The sequence below is a fragment of the Azospirillum ramasamyi genome (assembly GCF_003233655.1).
Classification (GTDB): domain Bacteria; phylum Pseudomonadota; class Alphaproteobacteria; order Azospirillales; family Azospirillaceae; genus Azospirillum; species Azospirillum ramasamyi.
Genome location: NZ_CP029830.1, coordinates 787,162 through 802,913, shown reverse-complemented (window position 1 = coordinate 802,913; position 15,752 = coordinate 787,162). Strand labels below are relative to the sequence as shown.

Below are 15,752 nucleotides of genomic sequence, written 5' to 3'. Positions count from 1 at the left end.
TGGATCCGATTTCGTCCTGCGGAAAATAAAAAAATGGCCGTGCTGCACACAGCACGGCCAGTCTCCGAGAGAAGCGCGAACATGCAAAACAACACATCCGCCCGATGAGAAAGGAACGCCTTTCCCGAGACAGACAATCGCACCAACCAGCCGGCAATTCCCGAGAATTCGACCGCTTTTCCATTCCGTGGAAACGGCGCTTTACATAAGAAAGAAGGCCGCGCTCCGTCAGGAACGCGGCCTCTAGTGCGCCAGGGAGGATATGCCGACGCGCACCACCTGCCGTCGGCTCTTGGCGTCTCTTGTCCGTGCGAGGATCAGTTAGGAACCGGGACGCGGCCGCCCAGCTCCTGCGTCACCGCCGCGGCGGCGCGCTTGACCATTTCGCCCAGGGCGCGCAGCCGCGCGTCCTCGATGCGCCGGCTGGAGCCGGACAGCGACAGGGCGCCCATCACACGGGAATTCTCATCGAAGATCGGGGCGGCGACGCAGCGCAGGCCCGACACCCGCTCCTCCTGGTCCAGGGCATAGCCGCGGGTGCGCACCAGCGTCAGGTCGCGGTACAGCGCCGGCAGAGAGGACAGGGTGCTGCGGGTGAACTGGCGCATGCCGCGCTGGGTCACGATGGTCTGCACCTTGGTCTCGGTCATGCCGGCCAGCAGGGCCTTGCCGACGGCGGAGCAGTGCAGCAGCGTACGGTCGGTCTGCGGCACCGCCACCTGGGCGGCGCGGGGGCCGCCGACGCGGGCCAGATAGATCGCCTCGCCATTCTCCTCGACCGCCAGATTGACGATCTCGCTGCTCTCCTCCATCAGGCGGCGCATGCGGGGACGGGCAACGTCGACCAGATTGCGGGTCTTCAGGAAATTGGCGCCGGTCATGTAGGCCTGGACGCCGACCACCCAGCCGCGCGCGCTCTGGTCGAAGCGGACGTAGCGCTCGTACTGCAGGGTCGTCAGCAGGCGATGGGTGGTGGAGGGCGACAGGTTCGCGGCCTCCGCCAGTTCGGTCAGGGTCATCGGGCCGTCATTGGCGCCGAGGATGGTCAGGATGTTCAGCGCGCGGCAGAGCGACTGCACCACCTGGCCGCGCTCGGCCTTGGCGTCCGCCTTGCCGTTGTCGTTCTTCTCGCGCGGCGCTTCGATGATCGCCGTCTTGATGATGGCTGCGGCGCCCTCGCTCGGATCATTGTGGATGATGCGGCGGGCCAGGGTGCTGTTTTGGGCTTGCGCTTTCATATCCCATCTCCCTCGGGGTCCGGCGCGTTGGTTGCGCCTGTCTGTTGCGGCTGATGGCGTGTGTGACACAAGGCTTGCTGAGACCGCGGGGCCGTCGGGGACGGCGGCCCCGCGGGGTACCGGTCAACCTTTGAAGATCGACTGCATGGTGGAGCCCAGGCTGGCGGGGCTGTCGGCGACGGCGATGCCGACCGACTTCATGAAGTCGATCTTGAAGTCGGCGGTGTCGTTGCCGCCGGAGATCACCGCGCCGGCATGGCCCATGCGGCGGCCCGGAGGAGCCGTGCGGCCGGCGATGAAGCCGACGACCGGCTTCTTCGTGCCCGACGCCTTGATGAACTCGGCGCCGCGGACTTCGGCGTCGCCGCCGATCTCGCCGATCATGATGATGCCCTCGGTCTCCGGGTCCTTCACGAACAACTCCAGGCTGTCGACGAAGTTGGTGCCGTTGACCGGGTCGCCGCCGATGCCGATGCAGGTGGTCTGGCCCAGGCCGGCCGCCGTGGTCTGCGCGACGGCCTCATAGGTCAGCGTGCCCGAGCGCGAGACGATGCCGATCTTGCCGCGCTTGTGGATGTGGCCCGGCATGATGCCGATCTTGCACTCGTCCGGCGTGATGATGCCGGGGCAGTTCGGCCCGATCAGGCGGGTCTTGGAGCCGTCGAGCGCGCGCTTGACGCGGACCATGTCCAGCACCGGGATGCCTTCGGTGATGCAGACCACCAGCGGGATCTCGGCGTCGATCGCCTCCAGGATCGCGTCGGCCGCGAAGGGCGGCGGCACGTAGATCACCGAGGCGTTGGCGCCGGTCTTCTCGACCGCTTCCGACACGGTGTCGAAGATCGGCAGGTCGAGGTGCTTGCCGCCGCCCTTGCCGGGCGTGACGCCGCCGACCATCTTGGTGCCGTAGGCGATGGCCTGCTCGGAGTGGAAGGTGCCCTGGGCTCCGGTGAAGCCCTGGCAGATCACCTTCGTGTTCTTATCGACGAGAACAGCCATCTCACGCGGCCTCCTTCTTGACGGCGGCGACGATCTTCTTGGCTGCGTCGTCCAGATTGTCGGCGGACAGGATCGGCAGGCCGGATTCGGCCAGGATCTTCTTGCCCAGATCGACGTTGGTGCCTTCCAGGCGCACCACGAGCGGAACGTGCAGGTGCACTTCGCGGGCCGCGGCGACGACGCCCTCGGCGATCACGTCGCAGCGCATGATGCCGCCGAAGATGTTGACCAGGATGCCTTCGACGTTGCTGTCGGACAGGATCAGCTTGAAGGCCGCGGTGACGCGCTCCTTCGTGGCGCCGCCGCCGACGTCGAGGAAGTTGGCCGGCTCGCCGCCATACAGCTTGATGATGTCCATGGTGGCCATCGCCAGGCCGGCGCCGTTCACCATGCAGCCGATGTTGCCGTCGAGCTTGACGTAGTTGAGGTCGTGCTTGGCCGCCTCGATCTCCGCCGGATCCTCTTCCGCCTCGTCGCGCAGGGCGGCGACGTCCTTGTGGCGGAACAGTGCGTTGTCGTCGAAGCTCATCTTGGCGTCGAGCGCCAGGATGTCGCCGGACCCGGTGACGATCAGCGGGTTGATCTCGACGATCGCGCAGTCCAGATCGGTGAAGGCCTTGTAGGCGGCGGTGATGAAGCGCGCGGCGGCGCCGACCTGCTTGCCTTCCAGGCCCAGCGCGAAGGCGACCTTGCGGGTGTGGTAGCCCTGGATGCCGGTGGCCGGGTCGACGGCGACCTTGACGATCTTCTCCGGCGTGTTGTGGGCGACCTCTTCGATCTCCATGCCGCCTTCGGTGGAGGCGATGATGGTGACGCGGCCGGTGGCGCGGTCGATCAGCAGGCCGAGATACAGCTCGCGCTTGATGTCGGCGCCTTCCTCGACATAGAGGCGCTTGACCTGCCGGCCCGACGGGCCGGTCTGCTTGGTGATCAGCACGCGGTTCAGCATCTCGGCGGCGTTGGAGGCCACCTCGCCGATCGACTTGACGACGCGGACGCCGCCCTTGCCGTTCGGGTTATCCTGGAACCGGCCGGCGCCGCGGCCGCCGGCATGGATCTGCGACTTCACCACCCAGACCGGACCGCCCAGCTCGCGGGCAACCGATTCAGCCTCTTCCGGGGTGAAGGCCACGCCGCCGCGCGGAACGGCGACGCCGTACCCCCGCAGCAGTTCCTTGGCCTGATACTCGTGAATGTTCATGGCTTACGTCCCTGTCCCTGTCGGGAATTGTTTTTTTGAATGCCGCCGGGAGCCGGAAATGCATCGGCTGACGGGCGGCGGATTCTTTAAAAACTTCGGGCTTCGGCTCTCGAGCGACCGGGAAGGGGACGGTCGGGGAGAGGGAGGCGCAATCTTCAACTCTGCAGGCACAATCGGTGCTAAGTCTCGCCCCATCCCCGACCCTCCCCCGCCCTCGGACGGCCAAAGGCCGGAGCGATCGCGGGAGAGGACAAAAGTGTCGGAGTGGCGGCGGTCCCCTCTCCTGCCAAGGGCAGGGGGAGGGTTGGAAACCGGGCGGCGGAGGTTACTCCGCCGCTAATCTCTCCACGGCGCCGGTGGCGCCGCTGTCGCGGATGTCCATGATCTCGCGCTCGCTGAAACCCAGAACGTCGCGCAGGATCTCGTCGGTGTGCTCGCCCAGCAGCGGGGAGCGGGTGACCTCCGTCGGGCTGTCGGACAGCTTGATCGGGTTGCCGACCGTCAGGTAGCTGCCTCGGGTCGGATGCTCCACCTCGACCAGCGTGCCGGTCTCGTAGAGCGACTTGTCCTCGGCGATCTCCTTCATCGACAGGATCGGGCCGCAGGGGATGTCGTATTTGTTGAGGATGTCCATGACCTCGAACTTGGTCAGGGTCTTGGTCCATTCCTCGACGGTCGCGAAGATGCTCATCAGGCGCGGCAGGCGGGCCACCGGAGTGGCGTAGTCGGGATCGGTGATCCACTCTTCCTTGCCGATGACCTTGCAGATCGACTTCCAGACCGGCGCCTGGGCGATGAAGTAGATGTAGGCGTTGGGATCGCTCTCCCAGCCCTTGCACTTCAGGATCCAGCCCGGCTGGCCGCCGCCCGACGCGTTGCCGGCGCGCGGCACCGTGTCGCCGAACTCGCCGTTCGGGTATTGCGGGTATTCCTTCATCGGCCCGTGGGCCAGACGCTGCTGGTCGCGCAGCTTGACGCGGCACAGGTTCAGCACGGCGTCCTGCATGGCGGCCAGCACCTTCTGGCCGCGGCCGGTCTCCTTGCGCTGGTACAGGGCGGTGACGATGCCGAGTGCCAGATGCAGGCCGGTGCCGCTGTCGCCGATCTGGGCGCCGGTGACCATGGGCGGGCCGTCGTCGAAGCCGGTGGTCGAGGCCGCGCCGCCCGCGCACTGGGCGACGTTCTCGTACACCTTGCAGTTCTCGAACGGCCCGGGCCCGAAGCCCTTCACCGACGCGACGATCATCGCGGGGTTCAGTTCCTGGATGCGTTCCCAGGTGAACCCCATGCGATCGAGCACGCCGGGGGCGAAGTTTTCGACCATCACGTCGCAGGTCTTGATCAGCGACTCCAGCACCTCCTTGCCCTTGGGCGTCTTGGTGTCGAGCGTGATGGACCGCTTGTTGTGGTTCAGCATGGTGAAATACAGGCTGTCGGCGTCCGGCAGGTCGCGCAGCTGGGTGCGGGTGATGTCACCCTCGCCCGGCCGTTCGACCTTGATGACGTCGGCGCCGAACCAGGCGAGCAACTGGGTGCAGGTCGGTCCCGACTGCACATGCGTGAAGTCGAGAATCCGCACGCCCTGAAGTGCCTTGCCCATGTATTTCTCCCCCTGCTTTTTAAGTCGTGTTGGTCGGCTCGGCCGCTTCCCGGAAGCCGTCCCTTAGGACGGCATCTTGCGGACCGAGCTGGTCGGGTTCAGGCTGCCGATGTTGCCGCTTTCGGTGCCGGCGGCCGGGTCGATGACGGCGTTGATCAGGGTCGGACGGCCGCTGTCCATCGCCTCGCTGACCGCGCGGTACAGCTCGTCCGGGTTGGTGACATGGACGCCGACGCCGCCGAAGGCTTCCATCATCTTGTCGTAACGGGAGTCGGGGACGAAGACCATCGGCGACGGGTCGGCCCCGCCGGTCGGGTTGACGTCGGTCCCGCGATAGATGCCGTTGTTGTTGAAGATGACGATGCAGACCGGCAGGTTGTAGCGGCAGATGGTCTCCACCTCCATGCCGGAGAAGCCGAAGGCGCTGTCGCCTTCCACCGCCAGGACCGGCTTGCCGCTCTCGATCGCGGCGGCGACGGCGTAGCCCATGCCGACGCCCATGACGCCCCAGGTGCCGACGTCGAGGCGCTTGCGCGGCTCGTACATGTCGATGATGCCGCGGGCGAGGTCGAGGGTGTTGGCGCCCTCATTGACCAGCAGGGCGTCCGGCCGCTCCTTGATGACGCGGCGGAGCGCACCCAGCGCACCGTGGAAGTTCATCGGCGACGCGTTGCTCATCAGCTTCGGCGCCATCTTGGCGATGTTCTGCTCGCGGCGGGCGGCCACGGTGGCCATCCAGTCGGTCGGCGGGGTGAGCGGCGAACCTTCGATGCCCTTCAGCAGAACTTCCATGACCGAGGCGATGTCGCCGACCAGCGGAGCATGGATTTCGACGTTGCTGTCCATCTCCTTCGGCTCGATGTCGATCTGGATGAACTTCTTCGAGCCGGGCTTGCCCCAGGTCTTGCCCTTGCCGTGCGACAGCAGCCAGTTCAGCCGCGCGCCGACCAGCATGACCACGTCGGCTTCCTGCAGCACCAACGAACGGGCGGCGCCGGCCGACTGCGGATGGGTGTCGGGCAGCAGGCCCTTGGCCATGCTCATCTGCAGGAACGGGATGCCGCTCTTCTCGACGAAGGAGCGGATGGTCTCGTCGGCCTGGGCATAGGCGGCGCCCTTGCCGAAGATGACCAGCGGACGCTTGGCGCCCTTCAGCAGGTCGAGCGCGCGGTCCACCGCCTCGGTCGACGGGTACTGGGCGGGGGTCGGATCGACGACCTTGACCAGCGACTTGGCACCCTCGGCCGCGTCCATCACCTGCGAGAACAGCTTGGCCGGCAGGTCGAGATAGACGCCGCCCGGACGGCCCGACACGGCGGCGCGGATGGCGCGCGCAACGCCGATGCCGATGTCCTGGGCGTGCAGGATGCGGAAGGCGGCCTTGCACAGCGGCTTGGCGATGGCCAGCTGGTCCATCTCCTCATAGTCGCCCTGCTGCAGGTCGACGATCTCGCGCTCGGACGAGCCGCTGATGAGGATCATCGGGAAGCAGTTGGTGGTCGCGTTCGCCAGGGCGGTCAGGCCGTTCAGGAAGCCCGGAGCCGACACCGTCATGCAGACGCCCGGCTTCTTGGTCATGAAACCGGCGATGGCGGCGGCGTTGCCGGCATTCTGTTCGTGGCGGAACGAAACGACGCGCATACCCTCGGCCTGCGCCATGCGCAGCAGATCGGAAATCGGGATACCGGGGACGACATACAGGTTATGGATGTCGTTGAGCTTGAGCGCGTCGATGACGAGCTGGAAGCCGTCGGTCAGCGCCGGCGCGTCTTCGACAACAGATGCTTCCGTGGCCTGGTTCTTAGTGATCGTTGCAGCCGCAGTAGACATAAGGGTAACTCCTCCCCGAGCTCCAAAAAGGTTCAAGATCGGTTAGTCGAGGAAGGCGCAATGCCGTTCCACGTACTGTGCGAGACCGAGCGTGTGTTCCCGCACCCGACGTTCCGCGAGATCGGCATCGCGCGCGGCCAGCGCCTCGATGATGTCCCGATGCTCGTGGATGGACTGGTCGGCACGATCGCCGAGGCCCATTGTCGCGCGGCGGATCGCACGCATATGGATGAAGAAGCGATCGGTCAGATCCGAGATCAACGCGGAGCCCGAAGCCTGGACGATGCTTTGATGGAAGACGATGTTGGCGTCGGAATACTCGGCGACGTGTTCCGCCAACTCGGCTTTCGTGTATTTGTCGAACGCGGCGTGCAGGAGTTCCAGCTTCTCCGTGGTGGCGTTTTCGACGAACAGGCGTGCCGCCATGCCTTCCAGGGCGGCACACACCGTGATCATCTCCACCAGTTCGGCCTTCGTCTTGCGCACCACGAAGATCCCGCGCCGCGGTTGGGAGCGGATGAACCCCTCCTGTTCCAGCAGCGCCATCGCTTCGCGCACCGGGGTGCGGCTGACACCCAACGCTTCGCACAGCCGGCGTTCGTCCAACCTGATCTCGCTGCTCTGGCCGTAGATGTTCATCTGCGTGATGGCCTGTCGCAGCGACTGGTAGGCTTTGGCCTTGAAGCTCATCCCCTGTTCAAGGGGCTCAACACTGAATCTATCGCGGTTCATCACGTTTCCGACTCTCTGCGCGCCGACGCCAGCGGCGCCGCTTGTTGTCGTGAGCGTTCCTGTGCGAGCGTTCGGATGATCGCCTTGTGGCGCGTCGTTTTGAATTATCGATACGGTATACCAGATGCCAGACACCCGCAAGACCAATTGCGGGCACATCGAACTATTTCCGTCGCCGACGGAGTTGCCGGCTCATTCGTTCGATTTTTCTGGCCTTTGCGCGATAATCGCCCTATTTTGGCGCCTCACGATCGTTCTTCGGGAGAAGGGACCCGCGCATGGCCGAAACCCACCATCCGGCCGCAGACAAGATGCCGTCCGCCGCAGCGGAGGAGGCGTCCGACCCGAACTTCATGACCTCGCTGGCGCGCGGCCTGTCGGTGATTCGTGCCTTTACGGAACGCGAGCCGAACCTGACCATCGCCGACATCGCGAAGATCACCGGCCTGCCGCGGGCGGCGGCGCGGCGCTGCCTGCTGACGCTGATGCAGCTGGGCTATGCCGGGACGGACGGCCGGACCTTCCATCTGAAGCCGAAGATCCTGGCGCTGGGCTATTCCTTCCTGTCCTCGGCCCCGCTGGCGACGATCCTGGACCCGCTGATCGAGCAGGTCAGCGGCGCCGTGCAGGAATCCTGCTCCGCCGCCGTGCTGGACGAGGGGGAGGTGGTCTACATCGCCCGTGCTGCGACCAAGCGGATCATGTCGGTCGGGCTGAATGTCGGCAGCCGCCTGCCGGCCTACTGCACCTCGATGGGGCGTGTCCTGCTGGCGGCCATGCCGGAGTCGGAACTGGACGCCTATCTGGCGCGGGTGCCGTTGAGGCCCTACACGGAACGCACCATCACCGCGGCGGATGCCCTGAAACGCGAGCTCGAGCGCATCCGCGAGCGCGGATTCGCTCTGGTGGATCAGGAACTGGAGCTGGGACTGCGTTCCATCGCCGTGCCGATCCGCACCGCCGCCGGCGGCGTGGTCGCGGCGATGAACATCAGCGCCCAGGCCGCCCGCGTGACCTGCCCGGAGATGGAGGTGCAGTTCCTGCCCCACCTGACCCGCGCGGCGGAGGAGGCGCGGGTGCTGCTGGTGCGGGCGCGGGGCATCTGAACGCGGGGGATGTGAACGCCGTCGATCCCTGAACGCCGTCAGCGCGCCCGGATCAGCATCTCTTCCAGATTGCGGTTGATCGCCTCGACGCCGCTGCGGGCCTGCCGCATGTTGGACACCACGCCGTCCGTCAGGGCCATCTGCTCCTCGGCCCCGGCGACGACGTCATCCACCGTCGCTTTCACGCTGCCCACCGAGCGGGCGATCTCGCCCAGCGCCTCCACCACCTGACGGACGACCTCCTGCATGGCAACGATCTCGACGCCGATCCGCTCGGTGGCGCCGGAGGTCTGCTCGGCCAGCGACTTCACCTCGGTCGCCACCACGGCGAATCCGCGCCCGGCCTCGCCGGCACGCGCCGCCTCGATGGTGGCGTTCAGAGACAGCAGCTTGATCTGCGAGGCGATGGCGTCGATGAACTTGGCGACGCCGTCCATCGCCGCCGCCGCCTCGTTCAGCCGGCCGGTGGCGCTGTCCGCCGCGGCGGTGCGGCGGTCGATCTCGTCCACCACCTCGCGGGACTTCAGGATGTCGGTGGAAATCCGGGTGGCGGAGCCGCACATCCGCTCCACCGACTGGCCGACATCGGTCACCTTCTGCACCGTCTGCTTGGAAAAATCGATGGCCTCCAGCCGCGAGCGGATCATGCCCGTCACGTCGGTGGCGAATTTCACGACATTCAGCACCTCTCCCGTCTCGGACAGGACCGGGTTGTAGCTGGCGTTGATCCAGACGTCCGAACCGTCCTTGGCGCGCCGCCTGTATAGGGAAGTGTGGAACTTCCCGCCGCGCAGGATGTCCCAGAACTGCCGGTATTCGGCACTCTCCCGATAATCGTCCGATACGAACATGCTGTGGTTGCCGCCGACGACCTCTTCCAGCCGATAGCCCGTCACCTTCAGGAAATTCTCGTTGGCGTCCAGGATCGTGCCGTCGGGCTTGAAATGGATCACCGCCTGCGAGCGGTTGATCGCCTCGAGCTGGGCGCGGAAATCGGCGTTGCGGTTCCGCTCCTCCGTCACGTCGGTGGCGAACTTCACGATCTTCCAGGGCCGGCCGGTCGGCCCGAGGATCGGCGTATAGGTTGCCTGGATCCAGACCTCCGCGCCATTCCTGGTCAGCCGCCTGAACTCGCCGCTCTGGTGCTCGCCGTTGCGAAGCCGCTCCCAGAATTCGGTGTAGGCGGGATCGGCGGAATCGATTCGATTGAGAAACATCTTATGATGCTTCCCCAGCACCTCCTCCAACCGATATCCCATCAGGTCGAGAAAGATCCCGTTGGCCATCTGGATGGTGCCGCCCAGGCCGAATTCGATCACCGCCTGCGACCGGCCGATGGCGGCCAGCTTGCCGTTCGCATCGGCCGCCTTCAGCTTGTCCTCGGTGATGACGGTGGCGAATTTGATGACGCCGACCGGCCGCCCGCCTGCGCCCATCACCGGGTTGTAGGTGGCGCGCAGCCAAATCTCCTCACCCGACCGGGTGATCCGCCGGAACTCCGCCGATTGGAAGCGGCCGGCCCGCAATTCGTCCCAGAAGCGGCGGTATTCCCGGCTTTGCGCATAATCCGGTTCGACGAAAATCCGGTGATGGCGCCCCCGCACCTCTTCGAGGCTGTACCCCATCGCCTGCAGAAAATTTCCGTTCGCGTCGACCACCACGCCATCCATCGTGAACTCGACGACGGCCTGCGACCGCTCCAAGGCATCGAGCTTCGCCCGCTCGTTGCCCGCGGTCCTGGTGAACAGAAACATGGCTTTCTCCCAACCTCTCGTCGGGCCGGATGGGCGGGCGAGGCTTATGGAAGTCCAATCCACGGATTCATTTCTCAAACCGGACAGATGCAAACCGAAGAAATGAAACCAGCAGGCTTTGACTTCACCCGCGCCACTAAACGGCAGTTGGGGTATTAATAAGCCGGATGCCGTAGCGGGCCAGTCGGGAATATCCCTGATGATGGCCCCCGTCATCACATGATCGTATCCGGCGAGATCGCCGTCAGCGCCGCCTTGATCTTCGGCACCATATGGTCGGCGAAGGCACGCACCTTGGCCGGCACCAGCGCGCGGTGGGGATAGAGCACCGCCAGCGTCACCGGCTCCGGCGGAAACTCGGGCAGCACCGGCACCAGGGCGCCGCTCGCCAGATGCTCCGCCACCTCCCATAGCGGCTTCATGGCGATGCCGCGGCCGTCCAGCGCCCAGCCGGTCAGCACGTCGCCGTCATCGGCATCGAAGCGGCCCGACACCGGCAGCTTCACCGGCTCGCCGCCCTCCAGCACGCTCCATTGATATTGCTGGGTGCCGGGAAAGCGCAGAAGCAGGCAGTTGTGCCCGGCCAAGTCCGCCGGCTTTTCCGGCCGGCCGCGCTCCGACAGGTAGGAGGGGGAGGCCACCAGCACGCGGCGCATGTCGGCGATCTTGCGCACGACGAAGCTGGAATCCTTCAGCGCCGCCATCCGCACCGCGACATCCACCGCCTCGCGCAGCAGGTCGAGCAGATGGTCGGACAGGCGCAGCCGCACCTCCACCAGCGGATGCGCGGCGCAGAAATCCGGTACCAGCGGCGACAGGATGCGGCGGCCGAAGCCCAGCGGCGCCGTCACGCGCACGCTGCCCGACGGAACGCCGGCCCCGGCGGCGATGCTGCTGTGGGCGCGCTCCACCGCCTCCAGCACCTCCAGGCAGCTTTGGTAGAAGTCCATCCCGGTTTCGGTGGCCTGGAGCTGCCGGGTGGTGCGGTTCAGCAAGCGCACGCCGAGATGGGTTTCCAGTTGCTGGATGCGGTGGCTGACCATGGCCGGCGACATGCGCAGGTTCCGTCCGGCGGCCGACAGGCTGCCCAGTTCGACGACGCGGACGAAGATGCGCATGTTCTCAAGCAACGCCATGCTCGCGCGGACTCCCTGCCGGACCGGTGGGTTACGGATCGGCGCCGACGCTAGCACGGGCGAAACGGCGAGGGAATTTCCGCGACGCAGCATACCCGCCAAATGAAAACCGCCGGAGCGCTGATGCGCTCCGGCGGCTTCCGATCTGACGGGATGGGGCCGGACGGGACCGAGCCGGACGGGATGGGACCGTCAGACCAGCACCGTCTCGCTCTCCTCCACCGGCAGATCGAGGGTTTCCTCGAACTCGGTGACGTTGTCGATGTCGGTGCCCATGGAAATGTTGGTCACACGCTCCAGCACCAGCTCGACGACGACCGGCACCTGATACTCGTCCATCCAGGCCTGGGCCTGGGCGAAGGCCTCCTGGATGCGGTCCGGCTCGGTGACGCGGATCGCCTTGCAGCCCAGCCCCTCGGCGACGGCGACATGGTCGACGCCATAGACGCCGATCTCCGGCGCGTTGATGTTCTCGAAGGACAGCTGCACCTGGAAATCCATCTGGAAGGCGCGCTGCGCCTGCCGGATCAGGCCGAGATAGGCGTTGTTCACCAGCACATGGATGTAGGGCAGCTTGTGCTGGGCGCCGACCGCCAGCTCCTCGATCATGAACTGGAAGTCGTAGTCGCCGGACAGCGCGACGATGCGCCGGTTCGGATCGGCCACCCGGACGCCCAGCGCCGCCGGCAGGGTCCAGCCCAGCGGGCCGGCCTGGCCGCAGTTGATCCAGTGGCGCGGCTTGTAGACGTGCAGGAACTGCGCGCCGGCGATCTGCGACAGGCCGATGGTGGTGACGTAGGTGGTGTCCTTGCCGAAGGCGCTGTTCATCTCCTGATAGACGCGCTGCGGCTTCATCGGCACCTGATCGAAGTCGCTGCGGCGGTGCATCGACCGCTTGCGGCCCTGGCAGTCCTTGACCCAGCCGCCGAGATCCTTGAAGCGGCCTTCGGCCTTCCACTTACGCGCCACCTCGATGAACATGTCCAGCGCCGCGCCGGCGTCGGACACGATGCCGAGATCCGGCATGAAGACGCGGCCGATCTGGGTCGGCTCGATGTCGACATGCACGAACTTGCGGCCCTTGGTGTAGACCTCGACCGAGCCGGTGTGGCGGTTGGCCCAGCGGTTGCCGATGCCCAGCACGAAGTCGGACTGCAGCATCGTCGCGTTGCCGTAGCGGTGGGCGGTCTGCAGCCCCACCATGCCCGCCATCAGCGGATGGTCGTCGGGGATGGTGCCCCAGCCCATCAGGGTCGGGATCACCGGCACGCCCAGCAGCTCGGCGAATTCCACCAGCTTGTCGGACGCATCGGCGTTGATGATGCCGCCGCCGGCCACGACCAGCGGACGTTCCGCCGCCGCGAACATCGCCAGCGCCTTCTCGACCTGGGCACGGGTCGCCGACGGCTTGTAGACCGGCAGCGGTTCATAGGTCTCGTCGTCGAACTCGATCTCCGCCATCTGGACGTCGATCGGCAGGTCGATCAGCACCGGGCCGGGACGGCCGCTGCGCATCAGGTGGAAGGCCTGCTGGAAGACGTAGGGCACCTGGGCCGGCTCCAGCACGGTCAGCGCCCACTTGGTCACCGGCTTGGCGATGTCCGGCACGTTGATGGCCTGGAAATCCTCCTTGTGCAGGCGGGCGCGCGGCGCCTGCCCGGTGATGCACAGGATCGGAATCGAGTCCGCGATCGCCGAATAGAGGCCGGTGATCATGTCGGTGCCGGCCGGGCCGGAGGTGCCGATGCACACGCCGATGTTGCCGGCATTGGCCCGGGTGTACCCCTCGGCCATGTGCGAGGCGCCCTCGACATGGCGGGCCAGGACATGGCGCATCGTGCCGCGCCGCTGCATCGCCGCGTAGAAGGGGTTGATCGCGGCGCCCGGGACGCCGAAGCAGACGTCGATGCCCTCCCGCTCCAGCACCCGCACCGCCGCTTCCGCCGCCGTCATTCTCGCCATCGCTCGACTCCCTCACCAACGCGATTGTTCGTGGGGACAGCTAAGCGCGCTGATGGTGCGTTCGGCAAATCAACGGATTGCCTTTTCCACAGGCTGGAAAGCGGCACCGAAAGGGGAATCAGCTGCCGCGGTAGGTCGAATAGGCCCAGGGCGAGACCAGAAGCGGCACATGGTAATGCTGGGAGGCGTCCTTGATGCCGAAACGCAGCGGCACCTCGTCGATGAAGTCCGGCCCATCACCATCAACGGCGCCGGAGATCGCGCCGGTGCGGCGGAAATACTCGCCGGCCATGAACAGCAGCTCGTAGCGGCCCGGCCGTAAGGCGTCGCCCTGCAACGCCGGGGCGTCGAGCCGGCCGTCGGCGTTGGTGGTGAACTCGCCCAGCACGGTGCCGCTGTCGAGCGCGGTCAGGCGGATGCGCATGCCCGGCGCCGGACGCCCGGCGGCGATGTCGAGAACGTGGGTGGTCAGGCGGCCCATGGGGTGCGTGTCTCCATTTCCAGGCATCGTCAAGCCGACGACAATTCACAACCGCCAGCCTAAGCCCAACCGCCCTGGCCTGCCCAGCCGCCGAAATCCTGAAACTGTCTTCACCGCCGTGCGCAATCGGCCGATTGAACCCCCTGCCGCCAATGGCTTAGCCTAGTCCCCGCTTCGACCGCAGCGTGAGAGCGAGACGACGATGACCGACACCGCCCCTCCCCAGGGCTACCCCCGCGACATGATCGGCTATGGCGCCACCCCGCCGCAGGCCAACTGGCCGGGCGGCGCCCGCGTGGCGGTGCAGTTCGTCATCAATTACGAGGAGGGCGGCGAGAACTGCGTCCTCCACGGCGACGCCGCTTCGGAAGCCTTCCTGTCGGAGATCGTCGGCGCCCAGCCGATTCCCGGCGCCCGCCACATGAACATGGAGTCGATCTACGAATACGGCTCCCGCGCCGGCTTCTGGCGGCTGCACCGTCTGTTCACCGAGCGCGGCCTGCCGGTCACCGTCTATGGCGTCGCCATGGCGCTGGAGCGCAATCCCGAAGTGGTCGCCGCCATGAAGGCTGCGGGGTGGGAGATCGCCACCCATGGCTGGCGCTGGATCGACTACCAGCATCTCCCCGCCGAGGTGGAACGCGAGCACATGCTGCGCGCCATCGAGGTCCACACCCGCGTCACCGGGGAACGGCCGCTCGGCTGGTATCTCGGGCGGTGCAGCCCGAACACCTGGCGGCTGGTCGCGGAGGAGGGCGGCTTCGTCTACAACGCCGATTCCTACGCCGACGACCTGCCCTATTGGGACGACCGCCATGGCCGGCCGCAGCTGATCGTTCCCTACACGCTCGACGCCAACGACATGCGCTTCGCCACCAACCAGGGCTTCAACAGCGGCGACCAGTTCTTCGCCTATCTCAAGGACAGCTTCGACACGCTCTATGCCGAGGGGGCGACGGCGCCGAAGATGATGTCGGTCGGCCTGCATTGCCGTCTGGTCGGCCGTCCCGGCCGCGCGGCGTCGCTGGCCCGCTTCCTCGACTATGTGCGTGGCCACGACAAGGTCTGGGTGGCGACCCGGCTCGACATCGCCCGCCACTGGATCGCCGAACACCCCTACGCCCCGAAGTGAGACCCCGATGCCCTATAGTCTCGACGATCTGAACAGCATGGACCGCGCCGCCTTCGTCGCGGCGCTCGGCGCGGTGTTCGAGGAAAGCCCCTGGGTGGCGGAAGCCGCCTGGGACAAGCGCCCCTTCGCCGATGCGGCCAGCCTGCGCGCGGTGATGACCGACATCGTGCGCAACGCCGGGACCGAGCGGCAGCGCGCGCTGATCCTGTCCCACCCCGACCTCGCCGACCGCGCCAGCCGCCCCGCCACCCTGACCGCCTTCTCGCAGACCGAGCAGGCCAAGGCCGGTCTGAACGAACTGACCGACGAGGAAGCGCAGGAGCAGCGCGACCTGAACCGCGCCTACCGCGACCGCTTCGGCTTTCCCTTCATCATGGCGGTGCGCTTCAGCAGCAAGCCGGAGATCCTGGCGGCGATGCGCGAGCGCGTGGCGAACGACCCGGAGGTGGAGTTCGGCCGGGCGCTGGAGGAGATCTACAAGATCGCCGGGTTCCGGTTGGACGATCTGGTCGAGTTCCCCCCGTCTTCGCCGAGCTAGGGGATTCGCCGAAATAAAAAAGGCGCGCCGCCCCGGACCGGAG

13 protein-coding genes are annotated in these 15,752 nt (G+C 66.5%); 3 read left to right on the top strand and 10 right to left on the bottom strand.

The genetic code is table 11. The annotated features are described in order from the left end of the window. Positions 1–317 precede the first annotated feature (317 nt). From DM194_RS16050 to DM194_RS16025, 6 genes are all read right to left on the bottom strand, one after another. Positions 318–1,238 carry an IclR family transcriptional regulator gene (locus DM194_RS16050; RefSeq protein ID WP_111068543.1) on the bottom strand — a complete coding sequence of 307 codons (921 nt, stop codon included), beginning with the start codon at positions 1,236–1,238 and terminating at the stop codon, positions 318–320. Between the two features lie 123 nt (positions 1,239–1,361). After that, the gene (gene sucD, locus DM194_RS16045; protein ID WP_111068542.1) at positions 1,362–2,237 is read right to left on the bottom strand and encodes a succinate--CoA ligase subunit alpha; all 876 of its coding nucleotides are present in this window, start codon (positions 2,235–2,237) and stop codon (positions 1,362–1,364) included. A 1-nt stretch (position 2,238) separates the two neighbouring features. Continuing rightward, positions 2,239–3,438, bottom strand: a complete 1,200-nt coding sequence (sucC, locus tag DM194_RS16040) for an ADP-forming succinate--CoA ligase subunit beta (protein ID WP_111068541.1) — start codon at positions 3,436–3,438, stop codon at positions 2,239–2,241. Between the two features lie 325 nt (positions 3,439–3,763). Next, on the bottom strand, positions 3,764–5,038 hold the full coding sequence (frc, locus tag DM194_RS16035; protein ID WP_111068540.1) for a formyl-CoA transferase: 1,275 nt from the start codon (positions 5,036–5,038) through the stop codon (positions 3,764–3,766). A gap of 63 nt (positions 5,039–5,101) precedes the next feature. Next, positions 5,102–6,868: an oxalyl-CoA decarboxylase gene (oxc, locus tag DM194_RS16030; protein ID WP_176581442.1), complete on the bottom strand. Its 1,767-nt coding sequence runs from the start codon at positions 6,866–6,868 to the stop codon at positions 5,102–5,104. A 42-nt stretch (positions 6,869–6,910) separates the two neighbouring features. Next, positions 6,911–7,558 (bottom strand): GntR family transcriptional regulator, encoded by a 648-nt coding sequence (locus DM194_RS16025; protein WP_014188055.1) that lies wholly within the window; start codon positions 7,556–7,558, stop codon positions 6,911–6,913. A 320-nt stretch (positions 7,559–7,878) separates the two neighbouring features. Here DM194_RS16025 and DM194_RS16020 point away from each other — a divergent pair, with 320 nt between their 5' ends. Further along, positions 7,879–8,706 (top strand): IclR family transcriptional regulator, encoded by an 828-nt coding sequence (locus DM194_RS16020; protein ID WP_111068539.1) that lies wholly within the window; start codon positions 7,879–7,881, stop codon positions 8,704–8,706. A 38-nt stretch (positions 8,707–8,744) separates the two neighbouring features. Here the strand turns inward: DM194_RS16020 and DM194_RS28965 are convergent, their stop codons facing one another. The 4 genes from DM194_RS28965 to uraH form a co-directional block, all read right to left on the bottom strand. Beyond that, positions 8,745–10,460, bottom strand: a complete 1,716-nt coding sequence (locus tag DM194_RS28965; protein ID WP_111068538.1) for a methyl-accepting chemotaxis protein — start codon at positions 10,458–10,460, stop codon at positions 8,745–8,747. Positions 10,461–10,675: 215 nt separating this feature from the next. Further along, positions 10,676–11,596: a LysR family transcriptional regulator gene (locus tag DM194_RS16010; RefSeq protein WP_111068537.1), complete on the bottom strand. Its 921-nt coding sequence runs from the start codon at positions 11,594–11,596 to the stop codon at positions 10,676–10,678. Positions 11,597–11,788: 192 nt separating this feature from the next. Then, the gene (gcl, locus tag DM194_RS16005; protein ID WP_111068536.1) at positions 11,789–13,558 is read right to left on the bottom strand and encodes a glyoxylate carboligase; all 1,770 of its coding nucleotides are present in this window, start codon (positions 13,556–13,558) and stop codon (positions 11,789–11,791) included. 118 nt (positions 13,559–13,676) lie between these two features. Then, positions 13,677–14,039, bottom strand: a complete 363-nt coding sequence (gene uraH / locus DM194_RS16000) for a hydroxyisourate hydrolase (protein ID WP_111068535.1) — start codon at positions 14,037–14,039, stop codon at positions 13,677–13,679. 202 nt (positions 14,040–14,241) lie between these two features. Here uraH and puuE point away from each other — a divergent pair, with 202 nt between their 5' ends. Beyond that, positions 14,242–15,171, top strand: a complete 930-nt coding sequence (gene puuE, locus DM194_RS15995; RefSeq protein ID WP_111068534.1) for an allantoinase PuuE — start codon at positions 14,242–14,244, stop codon at positions 15,169–15,171. Between the two features lie 7 nt (positions 15,172–15,178). After that, the gene (uraD, locus tag DM194_RS15990; RefSeq protein WP_111068533.1) at positions 15,179–15,709 is read left to right on the top strand and encodes a 2-oxo-4-hydroxy-4-carboxy-5-ureidoimidazoline decarboxylase; all 531 of its coding nucleotides are present in this window, start codon (positions 15,179–15,181) and stop codon (positions 15,707–15,709) included. Positions 15,710–15,752 lie beyond the last annotated feature (43 nt).

Excerpts from the sequence above, each read along its gene's own strand:
- gcl (WP_111068536.1), bottom strand. The coding sequence starts at position 13,558 with ATGGCGAGAATGACGGCGGCGGAAGCGGCGGTGCGGGTGCTGGAGCGG.
- uraH (WP_111068535.1), bottom strand. The coding sequence starts at position 14,039 with ATGGGCCGCCTGACCACCCACGTTCTCGACATCGCCGCCGGGCGTCCG.
- DM194_RS16025 (WP_014188055.1), bottom strand. The coding sequence starts at position 7,558 with ATGAGCTTCAAGGCCAAAGCCTACCAGTCGCTGCGACAGGCCATCACG.
- puuE (WP_111068534.1), top strand. The coding sequence starts at position 14,242 with ATGACCGACACCGCCCCTCCCCAGGGCTACCCCCGCGACATGATCGGC.
- frc (WP_111068540.1), bottom strand. The coding sequence starts at position 5,038 with ATGGGCAAGGCACTTCAGGGCGTGCGGATTCTCGACTTCACGCATGTG.
- sucC (WP_111068541.1), bottom strand. The coding sequence starts at position 3,438 with ATGAACATTCACGAGTATCAGGCCAAGGAACTGCTGCGGGGGTACGGC.
- DM194_RS16020 (WP_111068539.1), top strand. The coding sequence starts at position 7,879 with ATGGCCGAAACCCACCATCCGGCCGCAGACAAGATGCCGTCCGCCGCA.
- DM194_RS28965 (WP_111068538.1), bottom strand. The coding sequence starts at position 10,460 with ATGTTTCTGTTCACCAGGACCGCGGGCAACGAGCGGGCGAAGCTCGAT.
- DM194_RS16010 (WP_111068537.1), bottom strand. The coding sequence starts at position 11,596 with ATGGCGTTGCTTGAGAACATGCGCATCTTCGTCCGCGTCGTCGAACTG.
- oxc (WP_176581442.1), bottom strand. The coding sequence starts at position 6,868 with ATGTCTACTGCGGCTGCAACGATCACTAAGAACCAGGCCACGGAAGCA.
- sucD (WP_111068542.1), bottom strand. The coding sequence starts at position 2,237 with ATGGCTGTTCTCGTCGATAAGAACACGAAGGTGATCTGCCAGGGCTTC.
- DM194_RS16050 (WP_111068543.1), bottom strand. The coding sequence starts at position 1,238 with ATGAAAGCGCAAGCCCAAAACAGCACCCTGGCCCGCCGCATCATCCAC.
- uraD (WP_111068533.1), top strand. The coding sequence starts at position 15,179 with ATGCCCTATAGTCTCGACGATCTGAACAGCATGGACCGCGCCGCCTTC.